This window comes from Citrobacter sp. Colony219 (assembly GCF_019382635.1).
GTDB lineage: Bacteria > Pseudomonadota > Gammaproteobacteria > Enterobacterales > Enterobacteriaceae > Citrobacter > Citrobacter youngae.
In genome coordinates, this window is record NZ_CP080033.1 from 48,413 (window position 1) to 75,135 (window position 26,723).

Annotated in this window: 20 protein-coding genes, 1 tRNA gene, 2 other RNA genes and 1 pseudogene; 7 read left to right on the forward strand and 17 right to left on the reverse strand. The window is 52.7% G+C overall.

The annotated features are described in order from the left end of the window. Window positions 1-14 precede the first annotated feature (14 nt). From JTI85_RS00205 to JTI85_RS00220, 4 genes are all read right to left on the reverse strand, one after another. Window positions 15-1,508: a pitrilysin family protein gene (locus JTI85_RS00205; RefSeq protein ID WP_048213642.1), complete on the reverse strand. Its 1,494-nt coding sequence runs from the start codon at window positions 1,506-1,508 to the stop codon at window positions 15-17. A 222-nt stretch (window positions 1,509-1,730) separates the two neighbouring features. Further along, window positions 1,731-3,017, reverse strand: coding sequence for a C4-dicarboxylate transporter DctC (dctA, locus tag JTI85_RS00210; RefSeq protein ID WP_048213643.1), 1,287 nt, complete (start codon window positions 3,015-3,017; stop codon window positions 1,731-1,733). Window positions 3,018-3,174: 157 nt separating this feature from the next. Continuing rightward, on the reverse strand, window positions 3,175-5,181 hold the full coding sequence (hmsP, locus tag JTI85_RS00215; RefSeq protein ID WP_061066782.1) for a biofilm formation regulator HmsP: 2,007 nt from the start codon (window positions 5,179-5,181) through the stop codon (window positions 3,175-3,177). A 226-nt stretch (window positions 5,182-5,407) separates the two neighbouring features. Next, window positions 5,408-5,515 carry a type I toxin-antitoxin system toxin Ldr family protein gene (locus JTI85_RS00220; RefSeq protein WP_040231637.1) on the reverse strand — a complete coding sequence of 36 codons (108 nt, stop codon included), beginning with the start codon at window positions 5,513-5,515 and terminating at the stop codon, window positions 5,408-5,410. A 427-nt stretch (window positions 5,516-5,942) separates the two neighbouring features. On the opposite strand from JTI85_RS00220, the gene megL reads away from it, so the two are divergent. Further along, entirely contained in the window at window positions 5,943-7,139 is a 1,197-nt protein-coding gene (gene megL / locus JTI85_RS00225; protein ID WP_061066783.1) for a methionine gamma-lyase, read from the forward strand. A gap of 117 nt (window positions 7,140-7,256) precedes the next feature. After that, complete coding sequence (locus JTI85_RS00230; protein ID WP_048213647.1) at window positions 7,257-8,555, forward strand: aromatic amino acid transport family protein; 1,299 nt, start codon at window positions 7,257-7,259, stop codon at window positions 8,553-8,555. Between the two features lie 35 nt (window positions 8,556-8,590). Here JTI85_RS00230 and JTI85_RS00235 read toward each other — a convergent pair whose 3' ends face one another. The 12 genes from JTI85_RS00235 to JTI85_RS00290 form a co-directional block, all read right to left on the reverse strand. Then, entirely contained in the window at window positions 8,591-9,793 is a 1,203-nt protein-coding gene (locus tag JTI85_RS00235) for a sigma-54-dependent Fis family transcriptional regulator (protein WP_219351974.1), read from the reverse strand. 176 nt (window positions 9,794-9,969) lie between these two features. Continuing rightward, window positions 9,970-10,974, reverse strand: a complete 1,005-nt coding sequence (dppF, locus tag JTI85_RS00240) for a dipeptide ABC transporter ATP-binding subunit DppF (protein WP_115601327.1) — start codon at window positions 10,972-10,974, stop codon at window positions 9,970-9,972. Beyond that, window positions 10,971-11,954 carry a dipeptide ABC transporter ATP-binding protein gene (dppD, locus tag JTI85_RS00245; RefSeq protein ID WP_005133837.1) on the reverse strand — a complete coding sequence of 328 codons (984 nt, stop codon included), beginning with the start codon at window positions 11,952-11,954 and terminating at the stop codon, window positions 10,971-10,973. The genes dppF and dppD overlap by 4 nt, the downstream gene beginning before the upstream one ends. A gap of 10 nt (window positions 11,955-11,964) precedes the next feature. Next, window positions 11,965-12,867, reverse strand: coding sequence for a dipeptide ABC transporter permease DppC (gene dppC / locus JTI85_RS00250; RefSeq protein ID WP_003837734.1), 903 nt, complete (start codon window positions 12,865-12,867; stop codon window positions 11,965-11,967). Between the two features lie 9 nt (window positions 12,868-12,876). Beyond that, window positions 12,877-13,896, reverse strand: a complete 1,020-nt coding sequence (dppB, locus tag JTI85_RS00255; protein WP_115601326.1) for a dipeptide ABC transporter permease DppB — start codon at window positions 13,894-13,896, stop codon at window positions 12,877-12,879. A 166-nt stretch (window positions 13,897-14,062) separates the two neighbouring features. Next, entirely contained in the window at window positions 14,063-15,670 is a 1,608-nt protein-coding gene (dppA, locus tag JTI85_RS00260) for a dipeptide ABC transporter periplasmic-binding protein DppA (protein ID WP_048213650.1), read from the reverse strand. Between the two features lie 742 nt (window positions 15,671-16,412). Next, window positions 16,413-16,545, reverse strand: a non-coding RNA gene (locus JTI85_RS00265) — RtT sRNA. A 34-nt stretch (window positions 16,546-16,579) separates the two neighbouring features. Then, a non-coding RNA gene (locus tag JTI85_RS00270) (RtT sRNA) lies at window positions 16,580-16,712 on the reverse strand. Between the two features lie 34 nt (window positions 16,713-16,746). Next, window positions 16,747-16,823 (reverse strand) — tRNA-Pro (locus tag JTI85_RS00275). Window positions 16,824-16,913: 90 nt separating this feature from the next. Continuing rightward, on the reverse strand, window positions 16,914-18,605 hold the full coding sequence (eptB, locus tag JTI85_RS00280; protein ID WP_048213652.1) for a kdo(2)-lipid A phosphoethanolamine 7''-transferase: 1,692 nt from the start codon (window positions 18,603-18,605) through the stop codon (window positions 16,914-16,916). Between the two features lie 209 nt (window positions 18,606-18,814). Further along, window positions 18,815-20,017 carry an MFS transporter gene (locus JTI85_RS00285; RefSeq protein WP_048213653.1) on the reverse strand — a complete coding sequence of 401 codons (1,203 nt, stop codon included), beginning with the start codon at window positions 20,015-20,017 and terminating at the stop codon, window positions 18,815-18,817. Between the two features lie 251 nt (window positions 20,018-20,268). Beyond that, window positions 20,269-20,970, reverse strand: a complete 702-nt coding sequence (locus JTI85_RS00290; protein ID WP_048213654.1) for an autotransporter outer membrane beta-barrel domain-containing protein — start codon at window positions 20,968-20,970, stop codon at window positions 20,269-20,271. 159 nt (window positions 20,971-21,129) lie between these two features. On the opposite strand from JTI85_RS00290, the gene tag reads away from it, so the two are divergent. Continuing rightward, a complete protein-coding gene (tag, locus tag JTI85_RS00295; RefSeq protein ID WP_061066787.1) occupies window positions 21,130-21,699 on the forward strand; it encodes a DNA-3-methyladenine glycosylase I in 570 nt (189 codons plus the stop codon). Continuing rightward, entirely contained in the window at window positions 21,689-22,129 is a 441-nt protein-coding gene (locus JTI85_RS00300) for an N-acetyltransferase (RefSeq protein ID WP_048213656.1), read from the forward strand. The genes tag and JTI85_RS00300 overlap by 11 nt, the downstream gene beginning before the upstream one ends. Here JTI85_RS00300 and JTI85_RS00305 read toward each other — a convergent pair. Next, window positions 22,098-24,431 (reverse strand): molybdopterin guanine dinucleotide-containing S/N-oxide reductase, encoded by a 2,334-nt coding sequence (locus tag JTI85_RS00305; protein WP_219351975.1) that lies wholly within the window; start codon window positions 24,429-24,431, stop codon window positions 22,098-22,100. The genes JTI85_RS00300 and JTI85_RS00305 overlap by 32 nt on opposite strands. A 159-nt stretch (window positions 24,432-24,590) precedes the next feature. Between JTI85_RS00305 and JTI85_RS00310 the strand changes: the two genes are divergently transcribed. The 3 genes and pseudogenes from JTI85_RS00310 to JTI85_RS21155 all read left to right on the forward strand — a co-directional run. After that, on the forward strand, window positions 24,591-25,253 hold the full coding sequence (locus tag JTI85_RS00310; RefSeq protein ID WP_219351976.1) for an OmpA family lipoprotein: 663 nt from the start codon (window positions 24,591-24,593) through the stop codon (window positions 25,251-25,253). Between the two features lie 141 nt (window positions 25,254-25,394). Beyond that, window positions 25,395-26,411, forward strand: coding sequence for a LacI family DNA-binding transcriptional regulator (locus JTI85_RS00315; RefSeq protein ID WP_005133828.1), 1,017 nt, complete (start codon window positions 25,395-25,397; stop codon window positions 26,409-26,411). Window positions 26,412-26,511: 100 nt separating this feature from the next. Next, a pseudogene (locus JTI85_RS21155) lies at window positions 26,512-26,723 on the forward strand (sugar phosphate isomerase/epimerase); the annotation flags it as partial.

Sequence of the window (26,723 nt, forward strand, 5' to 3'; positions counted from 1 at the left end):
ATCCGGCCTACAGGTTACTGTACTGGCGGGATATCCGTCACTTCAGGATGTGATTCATCCGTTTCAGCCGACGTTGCCGCTGCGGTAACCGGCGCCATTATGCTATCCCATGTCGCCTGCAGATCCTTCATGTTGAACTCAGGTTCCCCTTTCGGCTGAAGAAGAATGAGAGCCATATCCTGCGATAGCTGCTGACGCAAATCCTGATTCAGCATCTCAACGGTCAGGCCATTAAGGAAGTTCTGCCGTAAACGCTGATACTGTTCTGGCGCGATATCCACCACCTGGTTTTGCAACGAGCGCAAACGCTGGCTGATCAAAATATCGGTATCGGTGCGGCCGTAGGTGGCAAACAGTTTCTGCAATTCCAGATTTTTTTGCGCTACCAGCGCATTGAACTCTTCTTCCGGCAGGCCCTTGTCCCGCACTTTCGCCAGTTCGCGAGCCACCGTGCCCAGGTTCGCATTCAGCTTATCGTTCGGCGATTCAACGTTAATAGCGCACTGTGCACGCAGGAACAGCACCCGACAGTCAAAGCCGAGGCCGATGTCTTTCGCGTTGTTCCTGGATAACGTCTGCTGGATATGCCAGAACAGCGCTTCACGGGCTAAATCGGCACGCCAGTAGCGTAACAACGCGGCGGATTCACGAATAGGTTGCCACGGCGCGTCCCACATGATGGAAAGACGATCCTGGCGTACCGCATCGGTCATAATGCTTACCGCTTCCGCACGCAGTGGAGAGAGCGTAGGCACCGGAGCCGGCGTTTCACGTTTTCCGTTTAACTCACCGAAGGTTTTATTGATTTGCTCAGCCACGCTGCGCGCATCAACGTTACCGACGATAATCAGCGTCATCGCATCCGGGGTATACCATTTCTGGTAGAACGACTGAATTTTTGCTGCATCAATCGGCTTTTTCAGCGGATCGGCAGGATCGTGCCCTAACAGCGTGGAGCCTTTCAGACGATAACGCCACCATCCCTCTTTGGTATCTGACGGCCAGGTTGCCACCATATCTTCGCTGCTCAGCGCATGGTTAACCGTTTCAGGGGTAATGGTCAGCTTGCCGGAAATATTCGCCAGGTAAGAAAGTGACTCTTTCAGTAGATCGTTACGGCTGTTTGGCAGACTGAGGTTGTACAACGTGGAATCATAGGAAACGATAACGGGCGGCATGGGGCGTTTAGGATCGAACCCCTGCTGCCACAATGAACGGGCTTGCGTGGCATCAAGGCCACCGCTTTGCGTCAGCGCGATACGTGGGATCGCATGGCTGAAACCACTCTGTTGCGTACTTTCGGTGAGTGAACCGGTATTAACCAGCAGGCGGACCTCAATACGGTCGCTGGGGCGCTGGGGAGTGGCTAACACTTGCCACTGGAGACCATTTGCCAGCGTGCCCTGTTGCCACGCCGGGTCAGGCTGGAGCGCATCTGCCTGCACATAGCCGGCAGTGGCCATCATCAGCAAGCCGCCCGCTAAAAGTCGAATTTTTGTGCCCTGCATGTGAACCCCTGATCAACTATCCTGGAAATAAAAAGACAGCCCTGAGAAGGACCCTCTGAATATGACGTTAAAAACACTTCGTGTTAGACCGCAAGAACATAAAAATGTCACGGAAGAAGTGAAAAAATCCCGAAACCGTCGAACAGACAGTTTCAGGCACAGGGGGTAATTATGCGCAAACGCCCGCAGTCCTGGAAGGGACTACGGGCATAAGTGGAGAGATTAAGAGGATAAATCGTGCGTTTTGCCATCCGGCGCACGATTATTCAGCACATCATCAAGCTTTTTGTGGTCCAGTTCTTTCACCCACTTAGCCACAACGACCGTTGCCACCCCGTTACCGACCAGGTTAGTCAGCGCACGCGCTTCAGACATAAAGCGGTCAATACCCAGGATGAGCGCCAGACCCGCTACCGGCAGATGCCCTACTGCGGAAATTGTCGCTGCCAGCACGATAAAGCCACTTCCGGTCACGCCCGCTGCGCCTTTCGAGGAGAGCAGCAGCACCACCAACAGGGTTATCTGATGGAAGATATCCATATGACTATTTGTGGCCTGCGCGATAAACACCGCCGCCATAGTCAGATATATCGATGTCCCATCAAGGTTAAACGAGTAGCCCGTGGGTATAACCAACCCGACAACCGACTTCCGGCAGCCCAGTTTTTCCATCTTATCAAGCATACGCGGCAGCGCTGACTCGGAAGAAGAGGTCCCCAGAACGATCAGCAGTTCTTCACGGATATAGCGGATGAATTTGAAAATGCTGAAGCCGGTTGCGCGAGCAATGGAGCCCAGAACCACAACCACAAACAGGATACAGGTAATGTAGAAGCAGATAATCAACTGACCCAGTTGCACCAGCGTTCCGACGCCATACTTACCGATGGTAAAGGCCATGGCACCGAAAGCACCTATCGGCGCAAGGCGCATGATCATGTTGATAATGCCGAAAATAACCTGCGAGAAACTTTCAATTACGTTGAAAATCATCTGGCCTTTGCTGCCCAGACGGTGCAGAGCAAAACCAAACATCACCGCGAACAACAATACCTGCAGGATGTTGCCGCTGGCGAACGCGCCAATGACGCTACCCGGGATAATATCCATCAGGAAGCCCACGATCCCCTGGTCTTTTGCCTGCTCGGCGTAGATCGCTACCGCTTTGGCATCCAGCGTTGCCGGATCGACGTTCATCCCGGCGCCGGGTTGCACCACGTTGACAATGATAAGACCAATGATCAGCGCAATCGTACTAACCACTTCAAAATAAAGCAGTGCAACCGCACCGGTGCGGCCTACTGCTTTCATACTTTCCATACCTGCAATGCCGGTAACGACAGTACAGAAGATAACAGGTGCGATGACCATCTTAATGAGCTTAACGAACGCGTCGCCAAGCGGTTTCATTTGGGCGCCTAATTCAGGGTAGTAATGGCCAAGGAGGATACCAATGGCAATTGCTGTCAGGACCTGAAAGTAAAGGCTTTTGAAGATAGAGGTTTTCATAGGGTGTCCTTAAAGTAAAAACCACAGGTCTTGTAAGGTTTTGTTTAACCTGCGGCCTTAAAGTAACACCCACACAACATGACAGAAATGCACCTGGATCATAATTGATACAAATTTGTTAAAAATTTTGAACTGGCTCGCACAAGCGCTACCTTTTTTAACTTTTGTAATCAGCTGATTCCTTCGCTAAATAGCGTTCTTCGAAGATATCTGCCGGAACCGGACGGGCAAACAGGAATCCTTGCGCGACATCCACCCCTGCCTGTGATAACCAGTCGCGTTGCGCTTCGGTTTCAACGCCTTCCGCAATCATTTGCAAATTGAGACTGTGAGCCAGCTGAATAATGGCAGAAATCATACTGCTATCTTCTGGCAGACCTTCAACAAACATCTTATCGATTTTGAGCACATCAACTGGCAGTGACTTCATATGCTGCAACTGTCGCAGACCCGCATAGCCCATACCAAAGTCATCCAACGCAATGCGTACCCCCGCATTGCGCAGCGGGCGCAGGATAGCGACAGCGGCGTTTGGATCATCTATATGCCGGCTTTCGGTAACTTCCAGAATCAAGGTACCGGGCTTAATGCGATATCGGTTTAACAACTCCAGCAGATCCGACACCATACTGGGGTGCATGAGCTGTAGCGCAGACAGATTCACCGACAGCGGTAACATCAGACCACGTTCCTGCCAGGCCGCAAGCTGGCGACAAGACTCCTCCAGCACCCAATATCCAACCGTCACCATCAGACCGCAGGATTCAATCCTGTCGATTAACCCTTCCGGTAATTCCCAGCTTCCGTCTGCCTGCTGCATCCGCAATAAAGCTTCAGCACTCAACATCTTGCCGCTGGCGATCTCTACCTGCGGCTGCATCCACAGCGCAAATTGCTGGTGATCAAGCGCGGTCAAAATGTCGTTCTCTTCGGTCAAACGCTGCTGTGCTTCTTCCATTTGCTGCGGATCAAAGAATTGGATCTGATTTTTACCCTTGCGACGCGAGGTTAGCACTGCCGATAGCGCGCGACTGTATAGCTGTTCCGCCGTCAAATCGCCGTAGTACATCGCCACCCCAATGTTGCAGCTCGGGCGAAGCTGAATACCCTGAATGGGCAACCGTTCATTCATGATAGTAAGTACTTGCTGACCTAATGTGATTGCATGCCAGGGTTCCTTCACACCGTGCGCGATAATCGCGAAGTCATAGCCGCTCACCTGAGTAAGCACCATTCTGGGCGCCAGCACCGATCTCAGTTTCTCAACCAGCGTCAACAGCAGGATTTCCCGCTGGGTCTCGGTCAATACACCGGCGGTATCACGCAGGGTTTCGCAGGTGACAATCATCAACGCAGTTGTTTGCGGGCCAGTAACAATCTGCTCAAGTAGCCCCATTAAGAACGTCTTATTTGGCAGTTCAGAGACCGGAAAGCGCATCGAATTGTCGTTCTGCTCTTCACTGTGACGCAGGACCAGTTGCTGATTCAGGTTGTAGCTACGCACCAGCATCCCAATCTCATCATCCTGATGCATAGGCGGTAATGCCAGTTGATAGCCGATCAGCTCCTGCTGCGGAATATCGTTCAGTTCGCGAGCAATTTTGCGTAACGGGTGCACAATCAGGCGGTTAATACACCAGGAGATGGCTACCGACAGGATTAACGACAAAAGTAAGTAAATGGTCACTAACGTTGAAAGCGTGCTCGTCACGAATTTGTACATGCGGTATGAATCCGCCTGTAACACCAGATACGCCAGCGGCTGTGGGTTGGCAGAGCGCTCAAGAGAATAGACCGGGAGCGAAATCTGCACCGGCAGTTCAAACAGTCGGGTCACCGTAACCGGAACGGGGCGTTCAGGGATAAAGCTCATCCGCAATGCCTGAAACTGGTTGGGCAGTACCACATCCGCGCGACTGACCACGCCAGCGGGCTGGATACGGCTTAAAATCATTTCTGCTTCGGGGATATCCCCCTTCAGGATGGCAGCCGACAGAGGTTCACGGACGGAGCGAGCGATGCTTTCCAGTTGCGTAGCCGTGTTATAGCGGTTCTGCTGGACCAAATGGAACAACAAAACGGTGCAAAAAATAAAAACAAACACCATGACAACGGCCGCAACCATCGCCATCTGCTTAATTGTTAACGAGCGACTGACACGCAAACTGACTCTCCACGGATAGACGAAACTGCCGTCAGAGTATACCCGATCGTAGCGGTATTAAGAGAGGCGGTATCTGAAAACTTCCCAGCGTGCATTATCGCGACAGGATAGGCACCTGGCGACGAGATTTATCTGCATTTAAGCCGAAAAAGGCCGCAAGGTTAACCCCTGCGGCCTGGTTCGGGCGCATGTTGCCATTACGGCAGGCAGACACCCATAGAGCACATTACTTCCGGTTATGTAGCCAGTTCACAATCAGGCTGGCGATAATGCCAGCGATGATCGGCGCTGCCAGATCGTGCCAGAAGGCTGTGCCCAGTTGCATGAGCGTCATATAGCCGCCTGTGTTGCAATGGCAACTGTTCGCGGCTATTCTTGAGTTGTTGAGGTTCAAGTTAGCCCCCGTTTTGTTGCCAGGTTTATACCGAACAACGTGCGGGGGTTTTCTCTTTCCAGCAACCTATGCCGCCGGGGATCAAGCCCCCGCAACATTGCGCCTCACCGGGTAAACCCGGCTTGCTGCTGATTCTACGGTAACACTTCCGTCTCATCACCCCGGAGTGATCCAGTCTGCGTAAAGCCTCGCAATTACGGCTTAATAAATCCGCCAAGCGCTGGAAAGTTTCTTGCCAACTGGCAACTTTCCTGACGGCTACCCGCACGATAAAACCACTAACGTATTGATATCTATTAGATTATTTTCTGGCACAGCGATTGCTATATGACTGTGAGCTGTTCTGTTCCGAATCAAAGGAGATATCATGTCTGACTGTCGTACTTACGGATTCAACACCCAGATCGTTCACGCGGGGCAACAACCCGACCCTTCAACTGGCGCGCTCAGTACGCCTATTTTCCAGACTTCAACGTTTGTTTTTGACAGCGCCGAACAAGGTGCCGCCCGCTTTGCGCTCGAAGAGTCCGGGTACATTTATACCCGTTTGGGCAACCCTACCACCGATGCGCTGGAGAAAAAGCTGGCGGTGCTGGAAAGAGGTGAAGCCGGGCTGGCTACCGCGTCCGGTATTTCTGCGATCACCACAACGCTGCTGACGCTGTGCCAGCAGGGCGACCATATCGTTTCCGCCAGCGCGATTTATGGTTGTACTCACGCATTTCTGTCGCACAGCATGCCGAAGTTCGGCATTAACGTCAGTTTTGTCGACGCCGCGAAACCGGAAGAAATCCGCGCCGCCATGCGCCCGGAAACCAAAGTTGTGTATATCGAAACGCCCGCTAACCCGACGCTGTCGCTGGTCGACATTGAAACGGTAGCCGGTATCGCCCATCAGCAAGGCGCATTGCTGGTCGTGGATAACACCTTTATGTCGCCGTACTGTCAGCAGCCTCTGCAATTGGGCGCAGACATCGTGGTGCATAGCGTCACTAAATATATCAACGGTCACGGAGACGTGATTGGCGGCATCATTGTCGGGAAACAGGAATTTATCGACCAGGCGCGGTTTGTCGGTTTGAAGGATATTACCGGTGGCTGTATGAGCCCTTTCAACGCCTGGCTGACGCTGCGCGGCGTTAAAACATTGGGCATTCGTATGGAACGTCACTGTGAAAACGCGCTAAAAATCGCCCGCTTCCTCGAAGGGCATCCGTCCATTACCCGCGTTTATTACCCTGGCCTGGCTTCGCACCCGCAGTATGAACTGGGCCAGCGGCAGATGAGCCTGCCAGGAGGAATTATCAGCTTCGAAATCGCCGGCGGCCTCGAGGCTGGCAGACGGATGATCAATTCTGTAGAATTGTGCCTCCTCGCGGTCAGTCTCGGTGATACCGAAACCCTCATTCAGCACCCAGCGTCTATGACACATTCGCCCGTTGCGCCAGAGGAACGGCTTAAAGCAGGTATTACCGACGGGCTGATCCGTCTTTCTGTGGGTCTTGAAGATCCAGAAGATATTATTAACGACCTTGAACACGCCATCAGAAAGGCAACATTCTGACCATTACGGCCTGAACCGACGACGCTCGGTTCAGGTCGTTGAGCATCAAGGCACAACAGTCTGGCTATACGCGCGCTCCTTTTTTGGGGAGAACGGGTATTTTGGGCAGGGGGTTCTATGCAGGACAACACAATACAATTAAGCAACAATACAGCAACCGCCGTACCATTCTCAAAGAAAATACCGTTTACAAAATACGATTTTGGCTGGGTATTACTCTGCATCGGCATGGCAATTGGTGCGGGTACAGTTCTGATGCCGGTACAAATTGGCTTAACCGGCATTTGGGTTTTTATTGTCGCCTTTATTATCGCTTACCCGGCAACGTACATTGTGCAGGACATTTATTTAAAAACATTATCCGAAAGTGAAACCTGCAATGACTACACCGATATTATAAGTCATTACCTTGGGAAAAACTGGGGTGTATTCCTCGGTGTGATTTACTTTTTGATGATTATTCATGGAATATTCATCTATTCATTATCGGTGGTTTTTGACAGCGCCTCGTATATCAAAACCTTTGGGCTAACCGATACCGACCTTTCGCAGTCAATCATCTACAAAGTGGCCATTTTTGCCGTACTGGTAGCCATTGCTTCCGGGGGAGAAAAGCTACTGTTCAAAATCTCCGGTCCGATGGTGGTGGTAAAAGTCGGCATTATCATCATCTTCGGCTTTGCGATGGTTCCGCACTGGAACTTCAGCAATATCAGCGCCTTTCCTGAAGCATCGGTGTTCTTTCGCGATGTGCTGCTGACTATCCCATTCTGCTTCTTCTCGGCGGTGTTTATTCAGGTGCTGAACCCCATGAACATTGCCTACCGCAAACGGGTGGCGGACCGGGTACTGGCCACACGTATGGCTATACGCACGCATCGGATCAGTTACATTACGCTGATTGCGGTCATCCTGTTTTTCTCCTTCTCTTTTACCTTTTCGATTAGCCACGAAGAGGCCGTTTCAGCCTTCGAGCAGAATATTTCTGCACTGGCTCTGGCGGCGCAGGTTATTCCTGGTCAGATTATTCACATCACCTCAACGGTGTTAAATATCTTCGCTGTATTAACCGCATTCTTTGGTATTTATTTGGGATTCCACGAGGCGATTAAAGGAATTATTCTTAACGTTCTGAGCCGCGTTATTGATGTGGAGAAAATTAATCCTCTGGTGCTTACGCTGGGTATTTGCACATTTATCGTTATTACGCTGGTTATTTGGGTATCGTTTCGCGTATCGGTACTGGTGTTCTTCCAGTTAGGCAGCCCGCTGTACGGGATTGTGTCGTGTATTATTCCGTTTTTCCTGATCTATAAAGTCACACAGCTGGAAAAACTGCGCGGGCTGAAAACCTGGCTAATTCTGCTGTACGGGATCCTGCTGTGCCTGTCACCATTACTGAAGCTGATTGAATAACCCGCGTAAACTGCGCCGTCAACACCTGGCGGCGCTTAGCTCACACTCTCCAGTTGATAGCTGCGAATTTTATTCAGTACCGTGGTATGTGACACCCCCAGCGCTTTGGCGATATGCCGTGACGACACATTCTCCTCCACCATCTGTTCAATTAACTGACGCTCGGCGCACTGGACCTGCTCTTTAAAAGGACGTTCTGTCGGGCCTTGCTTAACGGCGGGAAAATTCACTATTCCTAATTCTTCCCGCGTTATGACATCGGACTCCGCCATTAGCATCAGGCGAATAATGGTATTTTCCAGTTCGCGCACATTTCCCGGCCAACTGTGATGATGCAGGGCATCAAAGCAAGCTTTATCCAGAATGATCCGCCGCTGGAACTCCTTCGCGTATTTCTGCACAAAGTGGCGAATCAACAGACTGATATCCTGTGGGCGTTCCCGCAAGGGTGGAATAGTCAGGGAAAGTACATTGATGCGGTAATAGAGATCGGCGCGCAGCAGGCGTTGCTCCACCATCTCTTCCAGATTGGCGTTGGTTGCCACAATAATGCGTACATTAACCGGAATAATTTGCGCCCCGCCAACGCGACGGACCCCGCCATCCTGCAGGACGCGCAATAATTTAGCCTGTAAGCCCAGCGACATTTCACCAAATTCATCGAGAAAAAGGGTGCCTTTCTCGGCCATTTCAAACAACCCTTTTTTACCTTTACAGTCTGCGCCGCTAAAAGCCCCTTTCTCATAGCCAAAGAATTCACTCTCCATCAACGACTCAGGTAGCGCAGAGCAGTTAACCGGAATAAACGGATAAAAACGCCGCTGACCGGAATTATGGATAGCCCGGGCCAGCAATTCTTTGCCAGTGCCCGTATCACCACGGATCAGAACGGTATATTTGCTGTCAGCAATTTTTATCGCCTTTTCGATAAGCGCGTGCATGCTCTGGCTGCTGCAAATAATGTCAGAGAAATAGCGCGGGCGTTCCGGCTCAGACATCGACAACTCGCTTATCTCTTCACACAGGTAAGCGACGTTAATAATATCGGCGCGTCGGCTTAAACAGGATTGCACGCAGGAAATATCCTGTAACTGGCGACACCAGGATTTAATCAGGATCCGTCCAGGTGTGACTTTCATGGAGATGATATTGATATCACAACAGGAAAATTCCTTCAGGACATCCTCAACCATCGACAGACGATCAATTGTTTTAATATCCCAGCGTATCGTGACCACATTTGCTCCTGGTAGTTAGCAACTGCGAAGTAGATATTTCTGTGCCGTCCAAAAATCTGACTATATTCTAGACACTATGGAATAATGTTCTGCCAATGGACTCACATTGTGGGAGTAAAAACGAATTATAAAAAAACCGGAGCACAAGGCTCCGGTTATCGGGTCATAACCCACGTTTATTGCTGTGGGTTTTCGTCCTGGTCAACGGCGAAACAGGCTACCAGTTGACCACCATAGTCTTTTAACTGTGGCTGAAGCTGAGTACACGGACCAAAGCGACGACGGCAACGGGCGTTGAACGCACAGCCCGGTGGCGGATTCAGCGGGCTTGGCAGCTCACCAGTCAGCTTGATACGCTCGCGGCGATCGTCCGGGTTCAGGCGCGGCGTTGCGGAAAGCAGCGCCTGAGTGTACGGATGACGTGGATTATTGAAGATCTGATCCTTGGTTCCTTTTTCCACGCAGCGGCCCAAATACATCACCATCACTTCATCAGCAATGTGCTCTACCACCGACAGGTCGTGCGAGATAAAGACGTAGGACAGCCCCAGTTCCTGCTGCAAGTCCATCATCAGGTTCAGCACCTGCGCACGTACGGAAACGTCCAGCGCCGAGACCGGTTCGTCGGCAATCACCACATCCGGGTCAAGCATCAAACCGCGGGCAATGGCGATACGCTGACGCTGACCGCCGGAGAACATATGCGGATAGCGGTCGTAGTGCTCGGTTTTCAGTCCCACTTTCGCCATCATCGCCAGCGCTTTTTCACGACGCTCCTCTTTGCTGAGCGTCGTGTTGATCAGCAACGGCTCTTCCAGAATCTGCCCAACTTTCTTACGTGGGTTCAGGGAACCGTAGGGGTTCTGGAATACTATCTGGATTTTCTGCCGACGCAGCTTCTGCGCATGCGGGTCGTGCTTGAGTAAATCCTGTCCCTGGTAATACAGCTCACCGCCGGTCGGGATTTCAATCATCGTCAGCAGACGGCCAAGGGTGGATTTTCCACAGCCCGACTCACCTACCACCGCCAGCGTTTTACCGCGCTCCAGAGTAAAGGAAACACCATCCAGCGCTTTCACCAGGCGTTCCGGGGCGAACATGCCCTTTTTCACCGGGTAGTGTTTTTTCAGGTCAATGGCCTGCAACAGCGGCTGTTGCGCGGCGGCCTTTTGCGTACTCATAGCCCAGGCCTCCCGGCATCATCAAGTGGGTAGTGGCATTTCGACTGACGACCGCCTTCCAGCAGGTTCAGTTCAGGTTCTTCAGCGCGGCATTTGTCGGTCGCATAGGGGCAGCGCGGGTTCAACAGACAACCGTTCGGGCGGTCATATTTCCCTGGCACCACGCCCGGCAACGAGGCCAGACGCGCTTTGTCCTGAGCAAACTCCGGCAACGCTCGCAGCAGCGCCTGGGTATAGGGATGGCGCGGCGCGCGGAAGATATCCTGCGCGGCCCCGGTTTCCACTACCTGCCCGGCGTACATCACGATGATTTTGTGCGCCGCTTCCGCCACCAGCGCCAGATCGTGCGTAATTAAGACCAGCGCCATGTTCTCTTTTTGCTGCAATTCCAGCAGTAGCTCGATGATCTGCGCCTGAATGGTCACATCCAGCGCCGTTGTCGGTTCATCGGCAATCAGCAGCTTCGGACGACAGGCAATCGCCATCGCGATCATCACGCGCTGACTCATCCCACCGGACAACTGGTGCGGATAGACATCCAGGCGCGAGGCCGGATCGGGGATCCCCACCAGCGTCAGCAGGTCAATTGCCCGCTGAATACGCGTTTTTTTGTTGCCGCCCTGGTGCACCTTGATGGCTTCCATAATCTGGTAGCCGACGGTGTAGCAGGGGTTAAGACTGGTCATCGGGTCCTGGAAGATCATCGCCACTTCCGCGCCAACTAACTGGCGACGCTCTTTCTCAGAGATGCGCTTCAGGTCGCGACCATTAAACTCCAGATTTTCAGCCATAACGCGGCCTGGGTAGTCAATCAACCCCATAATCGCCAGCGAGCTGACGGACTTACCAGAACCAGATTCCCCAACAATGCCAACCACTTCACCCTGGTTCACACTGTAGCTAATGCGGTCCACGGCGCGGAATTCGGAACCTACGTCGCCGAAGTGCACCGATAATTTATCTACATTTAATAACGCCATCTCGAACCTCTTACTGCTTCAGTTTGGGATCGAGCGCGTCACGCAGACCGTCACCCATCAGGTTAAATGCCAGCACCGTCAGCAGGATCGCCAGACCCGGGAAGGTCACGACCCACCAGGCGCTTTGAGCGAACTGCAGCACGTCAGAGAGCATGGTGCCCCACTCTGGCGTCGGCGGCTGTGCGCCCATCCCCAGAAAGCCGAGGGCAGCCATATCGAGAATGGCGTTCGAGAAACCAAGCGACGCCTGAACAATCAGCGGCGCAAGACAGTTAGGCAGAATATTGACGAACATCTGGCGCATCGCACCGGCACCGGCCACGCGGGATGCGGTGACATAGTCGCGGTTCACCTCCACCAGTACGGCGGCACGCGTCAGACGCACATAGTGCGGCAATGCCACGAACGTCAGCGCCAGAGCGGCGTTGCCTATCGAGGGACCAAATACCGCCACCAGCACCAGCGCCAGTAACAGGCTCGGCAGCGCCAGCATGATATCGACCACACGCATGATGACGTTATCGACAATCCCGCCAAAGTAACCGGCGATAAGCCCGAGAACCACGCCCATCAGCAGGGAAAGCACCACCACCAGACAGCCAACCAACAGCGACAGACGTGCCCCGTACATCAGGCGGGACAGCACATCGCGGCCCACATCATCAGTACCAAACAGGTGCGCCATGGAACCGCCTTCCTGCCACGCAGGAGGAGCTAGTAGCGTATCGCGGAACTGGTCTGCCGGGTTGTAGGGTGCAAGGACGTTGGCAAAGACCGCAATCAGGATCATCACCACAACGTACACCAGCCCAACAACCGCACCTTTGTTGCGTTTAAAATAGTGCCAGAACTCCTGCAGCGGCGTCATCGGCACCGGTGCGGCAATAACTTTATTTTCAGTAACCTGTGACATGATGGCCCCTTACTTCTTATGCCGAATACGCGGGTTCACCACGCCGTACAGCAGGTCTACCAGCAGGTTGACGAGGATAATCATCGTCGCGACCAGTAATACCCCACCCTGCACTACCGGATAATCACGGCGTTGCAGCGCATCGATCAGCCAGCGTCCCAGCCCCGGCCACGAGAAGATAGTCTCGGTCAGGATTGCCCCAGCCAGCAACGTACCAACCTGCAGGCCGATAACGGTTACAACGGGCAGCATGGCGTTGCGCAGAGCATGAATGATGATGACGCGCATGCGGGTCAAACCTTTAGCGCGCGCGGTACGAATGTAATCCTCGCCCAGCACTTCCAGCATCGACGAACGGGTCATACGCACAATAACCGCCAGAGGAATGGTACCCAGCACCATCGCAGGCAAGACCATATGCGCCAGCGCATCGATAAAGTTGCCCTCTTCACCCCAGATGGCGGTGTCTATCAACATAAAACCGGTCAGCGGATTGGAATCATCAAGGAATACCATGTCGCTCACCCGCCCAGAAACCGGCGTCAGGTTCCACTGTACGGACACCAGCATGATCAGCATCATGCCCCACCAGAAGATCGGCATGGAGTAACCGGTCAGCGCCAGGCCAACGGCGGTATGATCGAAAATGGAGCCGCGCTTAACGGCAGCAAGAACACCCACCGGGATACCTATTGCGACGGCGAAAATCATCGCGCAGACGCCGAGTTCCAGCGTCGCTTTGAAGCGAGGCACGAACTCTTCCCACACCGGTAAGCGGCTTTTCAGCGAGATACCTAAATCACCATGCATAACCCCCCAGATATAGTGGAGGTACTGCTGCCACATCGGCTTATCCAGACCGAGTTCAGCCAGCAGTTGAGCATGACGCTCAGGGGAGATCCCACGTTCACCCGCCATGATCATAACCGGATCGCCGGGGATCATATGGACGAAGGCAAAGGTGAGAAGAGTGATACCGATAAACGTGGGGATGACGAGTCCCAAACGTCGGAGAATGAACTGCAACATAACCCGGATTCTCTCTAATGACGCACGGCCTGGAACCGTGAGTCTGTATTGCTCACAAATCTTATCCCACGCAAACTGCATCGTGGGTAAAGCATTACGCCGGAGGGCGCTGCGCTTATCCGGCCTACACAATACCGGGGCGCAGCGCTTCCTTGATTGCTTTTAATTATTCGACAGAGACGTTTTCGAAGTGGTGTTTGCCTAATGGATCAACCACATAGCCTTTTACTTCTTTACGCACTGGTTCATACACGGTGGAGTGAGCAACAATCAGAGCCGGAGCCTGGTCGTGCATAACAACCTGAGCTTGCTTGTACAGTTCAATACGTTTGTTGTGATCGTCGGTCGCACGCGCCGGTTGGATCAGGTCTTCAAACGGTTTGTAGCACCAGCGAGAGTAGTTGGAGCCGTCTTTCGCTGCCGCACAGCTGAACAGGGTGGCGAAGAAGTTGTCCGGATCCCCGTTGTCACCGGTCCAACCCATCATCACCGCCTGATGCTCACCCGCTTTGGCGCGTTTCAGATACTCGCCCCACTCGTAGGTCACAATCTTGGCCTGAACGCCAATTTTCGCCCAGTCAGCCTGAACCATTTCCGCCATACGACGGGCGTTCGGGTTATATGGACGCTGTACCGGCATAGCCCACAGCTCAACGGTAAAGCCTTTGTCCTGACCGGCTTCCTTCAGCAGTGCTTTGGCTTTCTCAGGATCGTAGGTGTAATCTTTAATGTCGTCGTTATAGCCCCACATGGTCGGTGGGATCAGGTTTTTCGCGGCAACGCCAGCACCCTGATAAACCGCTTTAATGATCGCGTCTTTGTTTACCGCGTAGGTCAGCGCCTGACGGACTTTCACGTCATCAAACGGTTTCTTCTCGGTGTTGAAAGAGAGGTAGCCAACGTTCAGACCGGCCTGCTCCATCAGATTGATGTTTTTATCCTGCTTCATGCGCGCGATGTCTGCCGGGTTCGGGTACGGCATCACCTGGCACTCGTTCTTCTGCAACTTGGCATAACGCACGGAAGCGTCAGGCGTAATGGAGAAGACCAGACGGTCGATCTGCGGCTTAGTGCCCCAGTAACCTTCGAATGCTTTATACAGAATACGGGAGTCTTTCTGGTACTGCTGCAGCTGGAACGGACCGGTACCGATTGGGTTCAGATCCACTTTCTCCGGGGAACCGGCTTTCAGCATGTTGTCCGCATATTCTTTGGAAAGAATAGAAGCGAAGTCCATCGCCAGGTCAGCCAGGAATGGTGCTTCCGGGCGAGTCAGCACGAACTGAACGGTTTTATCATCCACCTTTTTCACTTCGGAGATCAGATCCGGCAGGCCCATCCCTTCGAAGTATTCATAGCTGCCGCCAGAAACTTTGTGGTACGGGTTCTGGGCATTTTTCTGACGATCGAAAGAGAACACCACGTCATCGGCGTTGAAATCGCGCGTCGGTTTGAAATCTTTGTTGTCCTGCCACTTCACGCCAGGGCGAAGGTGGAAGGTATAGGTTTTACCGTCTTCGCTGATTTCCCACTTCTCAGCAAGTCCCGGGATCACTTCAGTTGTGCCGGTTTTGAACTCGACCAGGCGGTTATAGATCGGCACGGAGCTGGCATCATAGGTGGTACCAGAGGTGAAAAGCTGCGGGTTAAAGCCTTCAGGAGATCCTTCTGAACAATAAACCAGAGTTTTAGCCTGTACGCTTGCTGCGACGGTCATAGCCACCAGGCTCAGACCAAGCTTCAGCATCCCTGACTTCTTCAAGGAAATACTCATTCTTCTGCTCCAAATGTGATGTTTGTTGTTTTACCCTTTGCAGTGGGTTTGCACCGCCTGGCCTTTTTTGTTTTTTACCCGGCCGGGTCGGCGTTAAGAGGATGGGGATTCCGTTCACATAAGCGACTGAGTTGCAGCGCGGATTCTCCATGAAATGCCCCTCATGCCCTACAATCTGTCAACAGAATGTGAAAACGTCAATACAGGTAACCGCGATTTACACCAACGGTGAGAATTGGCAAACAAAGATTAAAAAAAGTGCAGGCGGGTATTTTCAGCAGGGAAATTTGTGCTACGCGCACTATGCCAGAATAAATATCTTCATATTCAGAAACATTTGGTGATTAACATTTATGCAAATTATGAAAATTTTCTCAACACATGCTGCATATCTGAGCGATTAATACCATGAACGTTAAAACGCACAGCGGAAAATGCTGGGTTCAGCCATAAGTAACGCAAAAAAAGATTCAAGCAAATATAAAAAAAGGCAATGGAATATGTCACAGAATCGTTAACAGTCAGTGGGAAGTGGTGCACAATTTTTGCAGATAAAATGAAGGTCAAAGGTGGGGTTGGAATAACACCATACACGCCGGGATGAAACTGAGCCTGTAGGCCGGATAAGGCGTCTGCGCCGCCATCCGGCAATGTCAAAATGCTGCAATGTTTTGCCTGATGGCCTGCGCTTATCAGGCCTACAAAGCAAAAAAAACCTGCTCGCTGAGCAGGATTTTGAATTTGGTCGGTGATAGAGGATTACTCGCCACTRCGTGGCTCGCCCTACGGGCCGTTGCTGRCGCAACGTTCTCTCGCTMCGCTCGAGTCGAACCTCTTRCCCCCGGAGGTTCTCATCCTCGTGGATTCCGGAAAGCAAAAAGCCCGCTCAAAGAGCGGGCTTTTCTAATTTGGTCGGWGATAGAGGATTACTCGCCACTGCGTGGCTCGCCCTACGGGCCGTTGCTGGCGCAACGTTCTCTCGCTCCGCTCGAGTCGAACCTCTTRCCCCCGGAGGTTCTCATCCTCGTGGATTCCGGAAAGCAAAAAGCCCGCTCAAAGAGCGGGCTTTTCTAATTTGGTCGGTGATAGAGGATTCGAACCTCCGACCCCTTCGTCCCGAACGAAGTGCGCTACCAGGCTGCGCCAATCACCGAATGCGGGGCGCATCTTACTGCTCAGCTGCGCGCCCGTCAATCCCTTAGTATCAAAATGCCATTCGATCGGCGAGAAAGTCAGCAGCCCATTACTGGGTTACAATCTTCTTGTCGTCCGGGACATGACACCAGTTGTTATTCTCATTTATACCGCCGTTTGGCGAGGTATATCCAAGGCAACCGAGAATGGTGTCGTACAGTTCAACATGGCGACGCGGAATCTTCATATCAGCCTCCTGCTTAAGGTGGGCGAAGGCTTTCGCATGATCGGGGTCTTCCAGATACTTATCAGACATCCACACCATCATAGGAACGCGGAACTGCTCTGGCGGTGCCATTTTACGTGGCGTACCGTGCAGATGCTCACGCTCGTTGATCGACTCACCGTGATCGGCAGCATAGAACACAATCGCTTTCTTATCGCGCAGCTGGTCAAACACTTTGGTGATAAAGTGGTCAACATAGGTTACCGAGTTATCAAATGAGTTAATCATCTGCGCTTTCGAACAACCGCTATCAACATTGACACACTCCGGCTTCCACTGGGCGTACTCACGGGTATAGCGCTGCGTGTAGTTAAAGTGCGAGCCTTTGGTATGCAGGATAATCAGGTGTTTACCATTATCGTCCGGTTTGATTGATTGCTGCATCTCAGAGATCAGCAGCATATCGTCAACCGTTTTGCCACGGTTACGCGGCTCAGCGCCAATCTGCTCACGATATGCGATGTTCTCCGCCATCGTGTTGCTGTAAAACCACATCTCACTTTGCATCGCGTATAGATCGGTATTAAAACCTAGCTGGCTGAGTACGGAAAAGACGTTTTGTTCTTTCAGCGTACGCTGCGGGTTATCGCTCGCCCCACCTTCACGAACAAACATACAGCGTAGCGAAAGTTTGGTTGCCGTATCACACGAATATCCGCGGAACGCGGCCAGGTTTTTTTCCTGAGCCAGCCTTGGCGTAGTATTTCTCTCGTAGCCAAAAATGCCCATATGATCCCAGCGTGTCGTTTCGCCGATAATGAACACGACGTAGGTATCATCAATATTCTTGGGGGCAACGTAGGTAAATTTCTTCGCCGGATTCATCAACGAATTGTTATCTGAAGATTCATCCACCTGCGCCCAGGCATACAGACCCAGCGCGGACAGCCAGTTTGAAGGCAAATATGAATTTGCCACTACGCCACCGTAGCTGGGCAAATCAATACCCGTTTCCCGTTCAACTGATTTTTGCTGTATTCCAAGTAAACGAATCGGCGCCCACACCATCAAGCCAGCCAGCAGAACAACGGCCACACTACGCCATCTCATACCTGGCGTACGTATTTGTTTTAGCAGGGTATAGCGGCAACGGTTACTCCAGATAAGCAGCAGCGGCAAAATGCTGACCGACACCAGCCACACGATAAAATGCCAGCCCACAACTTCCTTTGATAAATCAATATCGGTTGTCATGACCGAGGCAATAATGCCGTAGCCAATGACCACATTCAGGAAGGTCATGTAATAGCTGGCACCAGCGGAACACAGCACCACCAAGGTAGCCAGTACGCGCCAGGCCCGCCGACCAAACAGAGACAGAAGACGAAGTAAAAAGAAGGTAACCAGCACGGTGCCGGCCAATTCAACAACCGCAGAGATTCCTTTCAACGCGGTAAATTCCTGCACATAGCTGCCGAAGCGGCGATAAAAAACTGCGCAGTTCATAAACAGACCGATATAGATCGCAAGCAAGAAGCTAAGCTTTTGCTGCGTCATCGATTTAATGTATCTCATGCAAAAAAACCCTGGGAATCGGGATAAAAACACCCTGTGAAGTGGTCAATCGACCAAACAGGGGAAAATGCGACAACAGCAGAGATGAAATGTCTACGGGCGCGGCTAAGTAGACCACAGTAGGGGAGAAAAGTGCTTATGGTGAATGCAAACGGCGCATATATTTTTGTAAATATATGCGCCGGGTATTAATCAGACCGCTAATAGATTCAGGCGTGAGCCTCAGTAAATACGCTACGTTGCGGCTGGCGAATGGTGGTAGAAAGCGCCAGCGAGATGATTAACAGCGCAAAGATAACGCAGAAGGTGACATAGAACCCACCAAACAGCGAAGCGATAATCGAACCACAAATACTGCCGATACCAAAGCCAAGATAGATAACACCGTAGTTTTTCGCCAGGTTATTCAGGCCGAAGAACTCACTCACCAGTGACGGGAAGACCGTAATGGTGCCACCGAAGTTGAAGGCAACACAGGCAATGGCTGCGAAGAATGTCACTTCATTCAGCGGGGCAAAAAGCAGCGCCGCCATGCCCACCAGCGAAACAACCTGACCAATGGTGATAACGCGAATACGGGAAATTTTGTCGGACAGAATACCCAGAACCAGACGACCTGACAGGTTCGCGATAGAAATAACGGTTACCGCATTCGCCGCTGTTGCCACATCCATTTTTGCCAGGCTTTGGGCGATATCTTTCGCGACACCAATCACGTAAAGCCCGCTCATGCACGCCGTCAGGAACATCACTGCCAGCATCCAGTACTGTGGTTTACGCATGGATTGTGCCAGCGTGTAGTCATTCTCTACCACGCCATTTACGGCTTTAACTTCCTGGTTTGGCGCATCTTTCATCAGTGTGGAGCCAAAGACAATCATCACCAGTACGATCGCGCCCCAAATCATAAAGGTCTTTTCCAGACCCACAGTGCTCAGCAGTTGGCTGTCGATAAATTTAAAACCAAGGCTACCCAGGCCGTAAGAACCGATCGCAAAGGCGGAAATCAGCCCTTTACGCTCAGGGAACCATTTTACACAGTTGGACAGGGTTAACAGGTAGCCTGCGCCATCCGCCAGACCAACCAACACACCGGCACTCAGCCACAGCATAATCAGGCTGTCAGAATGCGCGGTTAAGAAGAAGCCCACACCCAGTAAGATACCCGATGCCATGGTGACGCGTTTCACACCGAAACGTTCCTGAAGCTTCCCGGCGACGGAAGAAGAGATCGCCAGACCCAGACTCAGCAAACCAAAGGAAAATGCAACCTGACTCACCGGCGCATCAAGCTTAGAAGAGAGCGCACCGTTAAACAGGCTCCAGGTATAAACAGAACCTAATGCAAATTGGGTAATGATGGTGCCGATCAGTGTCAGCCACCGGGTACGCTGATAATCAGAAGTTTTCATGGCAGTCTTCCTGCATAAACAAAATGGGAAATTCTCTGCCGACAACCATACCGAAGTGCTTTTATGACCAGGAGAAAACGGCATGAAATGCCATCAGGACGGAATGAAATGCCTGGATTGCGGAATGAATGACGAGACAAAAAGTCGGGTTACTGAATTTTATTGCCGGAGTTAGTGCACGCTATCGCTGGAATGCGTGTGATTATTGATCCCGATATGTAACAGAGATGTTTTATCCCGGCTTTCTTTCGTTAAAATTTAGCGCTCACTCCCATGGTGTACAGATAATCGCTGTTATTCGTACTATTTTCTGCCTGAGAAAGTGCCGCATAGGCAGCCATATGCTGATTCAGCAGCATATCTGCACCGACAGTGACATCGACCCAGTTACCATCCTGACTCGCCGCCGCCATACGATTGAGACCCGATTGCGCCTTCCAGATATTCTCGCCAAACTGCTGGTTATAGCTGATTTGCGCCCATGACCGTACATCGCCAAACTGCGAGTCGACCCGCCAGCCCAGGGTACTGACGCTGGCATGCCACATCGGATCGGTCAGCGTTAGCGAAGTCACACTGTCGCCAAATTCGTTGTAGGTAGAGGTGGCTGAACCATCATAATGCAGGGCTGCGACGGGTCCCGTCGTCACCTTACGGGAAAGGGGAAAATTCCAGCCCACGCTCATACCGCTGGTCGCATCCAGAGCCGTTTGGTCCGCCAGATTCACCACCGGCCCCGCCACGTTCTGGGTGGAGCGAATGCGCTCTTCCAGAATGTCGTTATAACGTGGTTGGTGATCGCTGTCCCATGTATAGCGTTCCGACGTATGACCGGACAGCGCATCAACGATATATTCTTGTTGCCAGCCATATGCCGTATTGGCAAACAGCGCACAGACGATGACGTTCGCCAGAGTTAACCTCTGACGACCACTACTGTTTCTTATAATCATCAACGCGACTCCAGAAAAGAGCCGAATACGGCGATATTATTGTCATTGTTTAAAGGATATCGGGCACATGAGGCCCTGTATTAAATATTGTCTTTTTAGCGGGCGCGTCAAGGCGGGCCGAATGAAATTTTTACGCCAGTAAAAACAGCGAGGAAGAGTATGCAACGTTGCGGCTGGGTCAGTCAGGATCCACTATACATTGCCTATCATGACAAGGAATGGGGCGTCCCGGAAACCGATGGTAAAAAGCTGTTCGAAATGATCTGCCTTGAAGGCCAGCAGGCTGGGCTGTCGTGGATAACCGTGCTGAAAAAACGGGAAAACTATCGCCAGGCATTTCACCACTTCGATCCTGCCACCGTTGCGGCGATGACCGAAGAGGATGTAGAAAGGCTGGTACTGGATGCCGGTATTATCCGCCATCGGGGAAAGATTCAGGCCATTATCGGCAACGCCCGCGCCTGGCTGGCAATGGAGCAAAACGGTGAGCCGTTTAGCGAGTTCGTCTGGTCATTCGTCGATAACCAACCGCAGTTAACCCGTGCCGCCAGTCTGAGCGATATCCCTACTTCAACGCCCGCCTCTGACGCACTTTCTAAAGCGTTAAAAAAACGTGGATTTAAGTTTGTTGGCACCACTATCTGTTACTCCTTTATGCAGGCATGCGGTCTGGTCAACGACCATGTCACCGGCTGCATCTGTTACCCAGGAGAACAACATGATTCGTGAATCCAACGCTGACGATCTGGCACCAATTCTGGCACTGTGGATGGAAAGCACCATTTTTGCCCATCCTTTTATCGAAGAACGCTACTGGCGCGAGAGTGAACCTATCGTACGTGATGTCTACCTGCCCGCTGCGCAAACCTGGGTGTGGGAAGAAAACGGTGTGCTCAAAGGTTTTGCCAGCGTGATGGAAGAGCGCTTTTTAGGCGCGCTGTTTGTCGCGCCTGCCGCCATCAGAAGCGGTATCGGTAAAGCGCTGGTGCAACATGTGCAGCAGCGCTTTTCGTTGCTCAGCCTGGAGGTCTACCAGAAGAACCAATCAGCGGTAAACTTCTACCACGCACTGGGCTTTCGCATTGAAGACAGCGCATGGCAGGAAGAGACTCACCATCCAACCTGGATTATGGGCTGGCAGGCGGATCAAACGCGGTAAGTGTCAGCGTGGGCCCACTGTACTTCTCCAGCCACGCCAGCGCAGTATTGCCCGCACAGCCGTTCCCCAGCTTCGAGCTGGGGAGATCTTTGGTCAGCACGTTGACAGCACCATTTTTACAAATTCCGTCGGCGGCCGGGTCCAAATCAGGCCAGGCCCCCTCATGAATACAAATCACGCCAGGTTTGATCCCTGTCGTCACGACAGCACCCGCCAGGATATGCCCGCGGTGGTTCCACACTCTGACCGTATCGCCATCGGCAATCCCCCGCGCTTGCGCATCCTGCGGATGAATTGTTACCGGCTCCCGATCCGCCACCGCATACTGTTCGCGTAACGCACTGTAGTTGAGCTGGCTGTGCAAACGGTGAGCCGGATGGGCGGAGAGCACCTGCAGTTGGTCGGGTTCGGCATTGCCGAACCACTCATCCGGCTCCAGCCACATCGGGTGTCCTGCACAATCCGCATAGCCGTAACCTGCAATTTTTGCAGAATAGATTTCAATTTTTCCACTGTCCGTTTTCAGCGGATGCGCCTGTGGATCACGGCGAAAATCAGCAAAACGGATGAACTGCGTATTGGCGGCGTTTTCCGGCATTTCGATCAGTGCATTCTTTTGCCAGAACTCAGCGAATGGCGGCAGTGTAACCTGCTGGCTGGCACCACGCTGCGCGGCAATGTCGTAAAAAGTTTCCAGCCACACCAGTTCGCTTTTACCTTCGGTGAATCGCTCGTAACCGCCCTGTTCCCAGCGCTCGCTAAGCTCGGCAAAAACATCAAAATCGTTGCGTGCTTCAGCCTGTGGCAGCACGACCTGCTTCATCGGCACCAGGTGCTGATTGCTGTAATCGCCGGTCATGGTCAAATCGTTACGTTCAAAAGAGGTTGTCGCAGGTAACACGATATCGGCATGCTTCGCCGCAGCGGTCCAGAAACACTCAGAGATAACCACCAACTCTGGCTTCTGCCAGGCGCGAATCAAACGATTGGTATCCTGGTGATGGGTGAAGTTGGCGCCGCCCGCCCACCACAGCATGCGGATGTCCGGGAAATGCCGATCCATACCGTTATGCTGATAGAAACCGCCGGGGTTTTCCAGCGCCTCAACGATACGCGCCACCGGGATTTTATCCACCGCGTCGGTGCCGCCTTTGAGGCTACCTTGCATCGAAGCCAGTACCGCTGCACGACGTGTCGGGTTCCCGCCGTTGGCAAAATGGTACGACAGCCCAAAGCCACCGCCGGGCGTGCCAATTTGACCGAGCATGGCGGCCAGCGTGACGATCATCCAGTGTTTTTGCTCGCCATACTGCTGACGCTGCATCCCCCAGCCGGCCATCAGCATGGTGGTATTTTGGTGAAATATTGCCGCAAGTTCGCGTATTTTCGCTGCCGGAATACCACAAATTTCAGCAGCCCATTCTGCCGTTTTCGCTATCCCATCGGATTCACCCAGTAGGTAGTCGGCGAACGAATCATATCCGGTTGTACAACGGGCGAGAAAATCCTCGTCGTGCCAGTCGTTTTCCACCAGCGTATGCGCGATACCCAGCATCAACGCTACATCGGTTCCCATATGCGGGGCGATCCATTCCATTTTGTCGCCAAAGAACGCCACACTTTCCGATCGCATTGGATCGATGCAGATCAATCGCTTACCGCTATCGCGCAGCGCTTCAAAGTAAGCAATACCCTGTTCGTCAGAAGCATTCCAGGCAATTTTCAGTGTATTCAGTGGGTTAGCACTCCACAGCACCACCACATCGCTATGCTCCAGCACCATCGGCCAACTGGTCTGCTGCTGGTAAACTTCGTTGCCCCCCACCACATACGGCATGATGGCCTGTGCAGCCCCCGTAGAATAATCCCCCAGGTGTCCGGTATACCCCCCTGCCAGCGCCATATAACGCTGTAGCAGAGTTGCCGCTTTGTGTAACACGCCATTAGATCGCCAGCCGTAGGAACCGGCAAAAATCGAGGCCGGACCGTAGCTGTCACGGATACGTTTATGCTGCGTATGGATAAGATTCAGCGCGTCGTCCCAACTAACGCGAACAAATTCATCCTGCCCACGCACGCCTTGCGGATTCTCCGGCGAGGCAAGGAATCCTTTACGCACCATGGGAAAACGTACCCGCGTTTTACTGTGAACCTGGTCGCGCACCACGGTTTGCAAGGAGTTGGGATGGGAAGTGGGCAGCGCGCCACGCGAGGAGAAAACCGTCTCACCATCGGTGTCGACGAGAATTGGTCCCCAGTGGGCAGCGGTTAACACCGGGTAATGTGCGGGTGAATTAGCCAAGATGGCGCTCCTGAATGCGATGTGACGGCTTATTTATTATGCCGTTCAATGTTACTTACAAATTTCAGAGTCTTCCCTGGAATTTTCTTCATGTTCACACGTCATAATCAACCGCCACGGTCGCTGTGGCAAAGAAGAAAAAGTCATTAAGGAATTAAGATGAAGAAACGTGTTTTTGTTATTGCTGCCATCGTGAGCGGCGCCCTGGCGGTTTCTGGCTGCACAACAAACCCTTACACCGGCGAACGCGAAGCAGGTAAATCCGGCATTGGCGCGGGTATTGGCTCTCTGGTCGGCGCGGGCATTGGCGCACTCTCTTCTTCGAAGAAAGATCGCGGTAAAGGCGCACTGATTGGCGCAGCGGCGGGTGCGGCCGTTGGCGGCGGTGTCGGTTATTACATGGACGTGCAGGAAGCCAAACTGCGCGACAAAATGCAGGGAACGGGCGTCAGCGTGACGCGTAGTGGCGATAACATCATTCTGAACATGCCAAACAATGTCACCTTCGACAGCAGCAGCGCCAACCTGAAACCGGCAGGCGCAAACACGCTGACCGGCGTGGCAATGGTACTGAAAGAGTACAATAAAACCGCCGTCAACGTGCTGGGCTTCACCGACAGCACCGGCAGCCAGGATCTGAATATGCGTCTGTCTCAACAACGCGCGGACTCCGTGGCCAGCGCCTTGATCACGCATGGGGTTGCCGCTAATCGTATCCGCACTCAGGGCATGGGTCCGTCTAATCCGATCGCCAGCAATAGCACGGCGGAAGGTAAAGCGCAGAACCGTCGCGTAGAGATTACGTTGAGTCCTGTGCAGTAATCGTTGAGCCGGGTGGCAGCTTCGCCTTACCCGGCCTACGTTCGACATGTAGGCCCGGTAAGCGCAGCGCCACCGGGCAAATTACTTGCTTCGTCAGATTTTCCCGCTAAGGTATTCACACGAAATTCAGGGAAATCAGCGATGAGCAAATCAACACGGGCAACCATCAGCGATGTGGCGAAAGCCGCAAAAACCGGCAAGACCAGCATTTCACGCTACCTCAACGGTGAAAAGCACCTGCTTTCCGACGCGCTACTGGCCCGCATTGAACAAGCCATTGCCGATCTCGACTACCGTCCCAGCCTGATGGCAAGAGGCCTGAAACACGGTCGTACCCGCCTGATTGGCCTGATCATCGCCGATATTACCAATCCCTACTCCGTCAACGTGTTAAGCGGCATTGAAGCCGCCTGTCGCGATAAAGGCTTTACTCCACTGGTGTGCAACACCAACAACGAAGTGGATCAGGAACTGCATTATCTCGACCTGCTGCGCAGCTACCAGGTCGAAGGGATTGTGGTCAACGCCGTCGGGATGCGCGAAGAGGGGCTGAACCGCCTGCAACAGTCTGCGCTGCCGATGGTGCTGATTGACCGTAAAATTCCCGATTTCGCCTGTGATATGGTCGGGCTGGATAACACCCAGGCGGCAACGGTTGCCACGGAACATCTGGTCGAACAAGGTTTTGAAGCCATCCTGTTCCTCAGCGAACCACTCGGCATGGTGAATACCCGCCGCGAGCGCCTGAGCGCTTTTCGCGCCACCCTCGCACAGTACCCCGGCGTTATCGCGCAAAATGCCGAAGTCCCGCTCACGGACAATACGCAACTCGATGACACCCTGCGCCAGTTCCACCAGCAGCACCGGGGAATGCGCAAAGCCGTTATCTCAGCTAATGGCGCTCTCACACTGCAGGTTGCCCGCGCCCTGAAACGCATTGGCCTTAACTGGGGCAGCGATATCGGCCTGCTCGGTTTTGACGAACTGGAATGGGCCGAACTGGCGGGCGTTGGTATTACCACGTTGAAACAACCTACCTGGCAGATTGGCTATACCGCCGTTGAGCAGGTTGTACGCAGGATCGATGGCGGCTCTGCTGCCATTCAGGAACAGGTCTTCTCCGGCGAATTGATCGTTCGCGGCTCTACCGCCCGCTAAATTTCCTTCGTGATGGTGATCATAAATTCAACATCACAGCCTTTTCTTTGGAACCGGTTCCATCTAGCGTTATAGCAAGAACGCTAGTTTTGGAGTTTCCATGAAAAGAAAAATTATGGTGGTCACTGCCGCTTACGGCTACGACCAGGTACGCGCCGCAGGTGGGCAAACAGCCCTGCTGCCCATCATTGCCGAAGCCGGTGCTGACGGGGTTGAAATCCGTCGCGAGATGCTGACCGACGCCGAGCTAAAAACACTGCCAACCATGGCCTCTGCTATCGAAATCTTCGGCCTGCTGGCCTGTTACTCCGC

Coding starts and splice junctions, on each gene's coding strand:
- JTI85_RS00310 (WP_219351976.1), top strand. CDS start 24,591: ATGAAGAAACGTGTTTTTGTTATTGCTGCCATCGTGAGCGGCGCCCTG.
- JTI85_RS00300 (WP_048213656.1), top strand. CDS start 21,689: ATGATTCGTGAATCCAACGCTGACGATCTGGCACCAATTCTGGCACTG.
- JTI85_RS00285 (WP_048213653.1), bottom strand. CDS start 20,017: ATGAAAACTTCTGATTATCAGCGTACCCGGTGGCTGACACTGATCGGC.
- dppD (WP_005133837.1), bottom strand. CDS start 11,954: ATGGCGTTATTAAATGTAGATAAATTATCGGTGCACTTCGGCGACGTA.
- tag (WP_061066787.1), top strand. CDS start 21,130: ATGCAACGTTGCGGCTGGGTCAGTCAGGATCCACTATACATTGCCTAT.
- JTI85_RS00230 (WP_048213647.1), top strand. CDS start 7,257: ATGCAGGACAACACAATACAATTAAGCAACAATACAGCAACCGCCGTA.
- megL (WP_061066783.1), top strand. CDS start 5,943: ATGTCTGACTGTCGTACTTACGGATTCAACACCCAGATCGTTCACGCG.
- JTI85_RS00205 (WP_048213642.1), bottom strand. CDS start 1,508: ATGCAGGGCACAAAAATTCGACTTTTAGCGGGCGGCTTGCTGATGATG.
- dctA (WP_048213643.1), bottom strand. CDS start 3,017: ATGAAAACCTCTATCTTCAAAAGCCTTTACTTTCAGGTCCTGACAGCA.
- eptB (WP_048213652.1), bottom strand. CDS start 18,605: ATGAGATACATTAAATCGATGACGCAGCAAAAGCTTAGCTTCTTGCTT.
- dppA (WP_048213650.1), bottom strand. CDS start 15,670: ATGAGTATTTCCTTGAAGAAGTCAGGGATGCTGAAGCTTGGTCTGAGC.
- dppB (WP_115601326.1), bottom strand. CDS start 13,896: ATGTTGCAGTTCATTCTCCGACGTTTGGGACTCGTCATCCCCACGTTT.
- JTI85_RS00220 (WP_040231637.1), bottom strand. CDS start 5,515: ATGACGCTCATGCAACTGGGCACAGCCTTCTGGCACGATCTGGCAGCG.
- JTI85_RS00290 (WP_048213654.1), bottom strand. CDS start 20,970: ATGATTATAAGAAACAGTAGTGGTCGTCAGAGGTTAACTCTGGCGAAC.
- JTI85_RS00315 (WP_005133828.1), top strand. CDS start 25,395: ATGAGCAAATCAACACGGGCAACCATCAGCGATGTGGCGAAAGCCGCA.
- dppF (WP_115601327.1), bottom strand. CDS start 10,974: ATGAGTACGCAAAAGGCCGCCGCGCAACAGCCGCTGTTGCAGGCCATT.
- dppC (WP_003837734.1), bottom strand. CDS start 12,867: ATGTCACAGGTTACTGAAAATAAAGTTATTGCCGCACCGGTGCCGATG.